We start from the raw sequence: 4,530 nt of genomic DNA on the forward strand, positions 1-4,530 counted from the left end.
GGCAAATGATGATTCAAATGGTATTTCCGTAAGATATGATGTTGAAGGCACCTGGAATATTCAGAGCCAGAATGAAGGCGGAAAATGGAAAACATTTTCAGGACCTGTTTTAGAGCAAAATACGGAATACAGACTTCGGATAGGTTTCTATGGTGACAAGATAATCATTGCTTTAGATGATGCTGTTATCTTTAATGAATCAGTTCCGAATGTGTTGACAGAGGAGCTTATTAATCAAAGAGGACAGATAGGAATATTTAAATGGTTTAACGTACCTGCAACAGTATCTATCAGCGATTTTAAGGTAGAAGGTGTAGGAACAAAGGACAAGCCATCCAACGTTGTGGAATATGTTCAGGATTATGAAGATCCGGAATATACACCAAACTGGAGTAATAATGCTGCATCAATCGAAACAACAGATACCGGAAACAGAGTATTGAAAATTGCAGCCGGTAAAGCAAGAGTGGTAGATCTGGATTCACCGGATATCAAAGAGGGAACCTTATCACTTCGTTACAAAGCAGTTGCACCTGCGAACAGCACACCGAAGCAGTTTGGATTCCGTTTTGGCGCTAAGGACAATAAGTTCCGTGAGTTAAACTGGGACGGGGGACAATGGGTTGTAGAGAATCAGTCTGGTTATCCTTCCATCGATATGCAAAAACCAGTGAACGGAACCTGGAATGATTTAATCATTAATTTCCAGGAAGGATCGATCACCGTTTATTTAAACAAAGAGCCGGTAGGAACCTTTACACTGGATGTATTAAAAAATGGTGTGGCAGGTCAGTTCGGTATCCGTACCTGGGGAAGTACTGCCGTATTAATTGATGATGTTATCTACACCAATAAAATAATTGAGCCGGAAGCTATCGTGAAATATGAAAATGATTTCCAGGATGGCATCACAGGAACCTGGAGCCAGGGATCACCTGCAATTGTAAAGGAAGGATCCAATAAGGTTCTGAGTTTAACAAATGTCAGCGGCATGGCTGAATTAACAGATGCCGTAAAATTATCACAGGGAACCTATGGGGCAAAAGTAAAGACAGAACATGCAGATCTTGGTCTTAAGATCGGCACTGGAATTGTGCAGTATAATGTAAATAAATGGGAGTTTGTCTTAGAAAATCAGACGTATCCATTAACAGGCGAAGCAGAATCACCAAAGTTAAAGGCCTGGAACGATCTCGCAGTTTCATTTACCGGAGACAAAGTAACACTCAGCATCAATGGAAAAAAATCTGCTGCTGAGATACCGGCAGGAGTTTCTATTGGAATGGGATATCCCGGAATAACAGGAACCGGTAAGATTTATCTGGATGATTTGCTTTACACGGAAAAGTTCGAGGATATCTCAACAGCTCCGCTGGATAAAGTTTATTATGAAGAATACTATGATACAATTGCAGCGGTAAACTGGGAAGAATTCGAAACACCCCAGATTAAAAATGGCTATCTGGAAGGTGCAGTTGCAGGGAATGCGGCGGCTGTTAACAGTGATATCAGTATGCCGGAACATGGTGTATTCCAGGTAAAAATGCAGGCAGACCAGCTGAAGAGCGGTATTCAGATTGGAAATTTAAAAGTTTACAATACCTCTGCAACGGAATGGGTTTTGGATAATGGATCAGAAATCACACCGCTGGGAATCAGTAAAGCAATTGCGGCTGATGCAGATTATATTCTCAGAGTGGAAATAGTAAAGGGAAATCTAACATTAAAAGTGAATAACCAGACTGTTGGAACCGCAAATGAAGTTTCTTATGATAAGACACAGGGCGGATTCGGTATCTACAATCCAAATGCAGAGAAAATGAATGTAAAAATCGATGCAATGGGAGCAGAGGAATTAAGCGTATATGAAGAAACCTTTGGGGACTTATATAATCCTAACTGGGAATCCAGCAAACCTCTTGATAACAGTAATAATGCGATACATAATACAGAAGCAGGCACGCTGACCATAAAAGTACCGGGCGTAACCAGATTCTTAAATAAAGATTCGATTCCAATGAAGGATGTGCATGCTACATTTGATTTCACACCTAGCGTTGGGGATGACATGCAGGGCGGACGTTATGGTTTCGTTTTCCGCGACACCGACTTTACCCAAGGATTATCGGTAGAGGTTGATATCAATGGAAACTGGCGTGTAAATGTAGATGACAGTACCAAGGGATTTGGCAAGACATTTTCATTAAAAGCAGGTGAGACTTATAAGGTAGCAATTGACCTGATTGGGAACACCGTACAGCTGAAATTTACGGACAAAGATGGGCTTGTCACAGATATGGGTTCCGTTACCATGGAATCTATGAAAAATACACCCGGACTCTTTGGTATAAAGTCCTGGTATGGAAGTAAAGAACTGACATTTGATAATTTTGAAATGATAGAGGAAGCTTCTCTTCCGTTATTCTCTGCAAATGAGAAAACAGTTGAGATTCAAAAAGACGGACTGACAGCTGTGATTGATCAGTCATTCCCGCGTATCCTTTCCTATAAGCTGAATGAAAAGACTATGAGAGGTCAGGAAGATCAGCTGGGAACCGTAGTGCTGAACGGAGAAAAAGTATCACCGGCTGTAACCGGAACAAAGAAAGATGACAGTACCTACGAGTACGTAATGGAATTTGCAGATAAAGGTGTAACGATGAAAGCAACACTTTCTGTAGCAGAAAACCATGTGGTAGAATTTAAAATCACAGATATTGCAGAAAACGGCAGCTTTAAAGTGAAAACATTTTCACTGGGCGAAAGCACCTGGGCTTATGCAGATGACAAGATGGAAGGCGCATCTTATGCCTGGACAAAATCAAATGGCCAATGGCATGGTGTATCCGAAGAATTAGCGGATGATATGTCACAAATGGAAAAGAGCGGTGCGGAAGGAACTACCATGGCAATGATCAGTGGAAATGGTCTGGCTGCTTCCATCGAAAACAACGTAATGTCCGGCGGAAATAAAGTGGTAATGGAGAAATCCGTAAAATCCCTGGTAAAAAAGGCTCAGATACGAAATGGAGAATGGACTTACCGTTATAGCGACACCACCGATAAAGAAGAATTGCCATGGGCAAAAATTGTCATTACAGAAGATGCTAATGCAGATGAAAATGTTGACTGGCAGGATGCAGCAGTAGCACATCGGAAATATATCCTGGAAGAAGCATTTGGTGCCAAAGACATGGCAAACAATATGATGTACATTGCATTTAACTTTGCAAGCCAGGCAAACGACCCATTCCTCAATTCCTTAGAAACAGGTAAGGTATTGTACAATTACATGGATGGATTCGGGCAGATGGTACTTCATAAAGGGTATCAGGCAGAAGGCCATGATGATGATATTCCTTCCTATTCCAACGTCGGTGTAAGACAGGGTGGGGTTGAAGACTTTAAAACTCTCATCGGCGAAGGCGATAAATATAACATGAGCATCGGTGTGCATCTCAATGCTACCGAATATCATCTGGATGCAAATGAATTATACTATAAGAACTTAAGCGGTGCTACAGCAGCCGGATATCAGAGTGACAGGCTTGCAAAAGGCTGGGACTGGATTGATACCGCATACTATGTAGACCAGACGAAAGATGTTGTCACAGGACAGCTTCAGAAACGGTTCAAAGACCTTTATGATTTAACAAAAGTTGGAGATAAAGGACTGGACTTCTACTATATTGATGTTTATACAGGAAATGATTATAATGCTTACAAATTAGTAGATTATATCAATGACCTTGGCGTTAAAGTAGGTACAGAGTTCTCCGGACCGATTGAGCCTGGCGTTACCTTTACACATTGGGGTACCGACCTTGGATATCCCAACAAAGGAAACAAGAGCGTTCTTTACAGAATGGTAAAAAATGATTTGGATATCTTTGTTGGAAATGCATTGTTCAAAGGACAGAAAATCCCGGTAGTAACTACCTGGGGTGATTCTAAGACCGATGTACAGCAGGGTGTGACCGTATTCTATAACGAAGTACTTCCTACAAAATTCATGCAGCATTTTGGTGTTTTAAAATCAGAAACAGACCAAATTACATTTGAAGGAAATGTTACCTCTACAAGAAATAAAGAAACAAAGATGGTGGAATTGCGTCAGGACGGAAAGTTAATCTCTTCCTGGGCCGACACTGGAACCACAACAGATGAAGGAGAACGCCATGCAGGAGAGGCAACTTCCCTGATTCCGTGGAGCTGGGATATCAAAACAGGCGACAAGTTAGATATTAACGGAGGCGCAAAGCTGTATCATTGGAATACAACAGGCAATCCGACTACCTGGGAACTGACAGATGAATTTAAGAATGTTCCATCCTTTGACTTATATGAGACCACACAGCAGGGAAAAGTGAAAATTGGCACAATCTCTAATGACGGTGGCACAATCACCATCAACAGCAAGAAAAACACACCATATGTATTATATCCTTCTACAAGCACCCATGTACTGGAAGCAGCAGGAAACTGGGGTGAAGGAAGCCCGGCTAAAGATTTTGCGTTTAATGCAGAAAA

1 protein-coding gene is annotated in these 4,530 nt (G+C 41.4%); it reads left to right on the plus strand.

Annotated features, from left to right (window positions below; all coding sequences use genetic code 11):
• The coding region (locus tag RHS_RS27960) for an endo-alpha-N-acetylgalactosaminidase family protein (RefSeq protein WP_047835035.1) at nucleotides 1-4,530 on the plus strand (4,530 nt) is incomplete at both ends.

Origin of the sequence: Robinsoniella sp. RHS (assembly GCF_001029355.1) — a bacterium.
GTDB classification, from domain to species: domain Bacteria; phylum Bacillota; class Clostridia; order Lachnospirales; family Lachnospiraceae; genus Robinsoniella; species Robinsoniella peoriensis.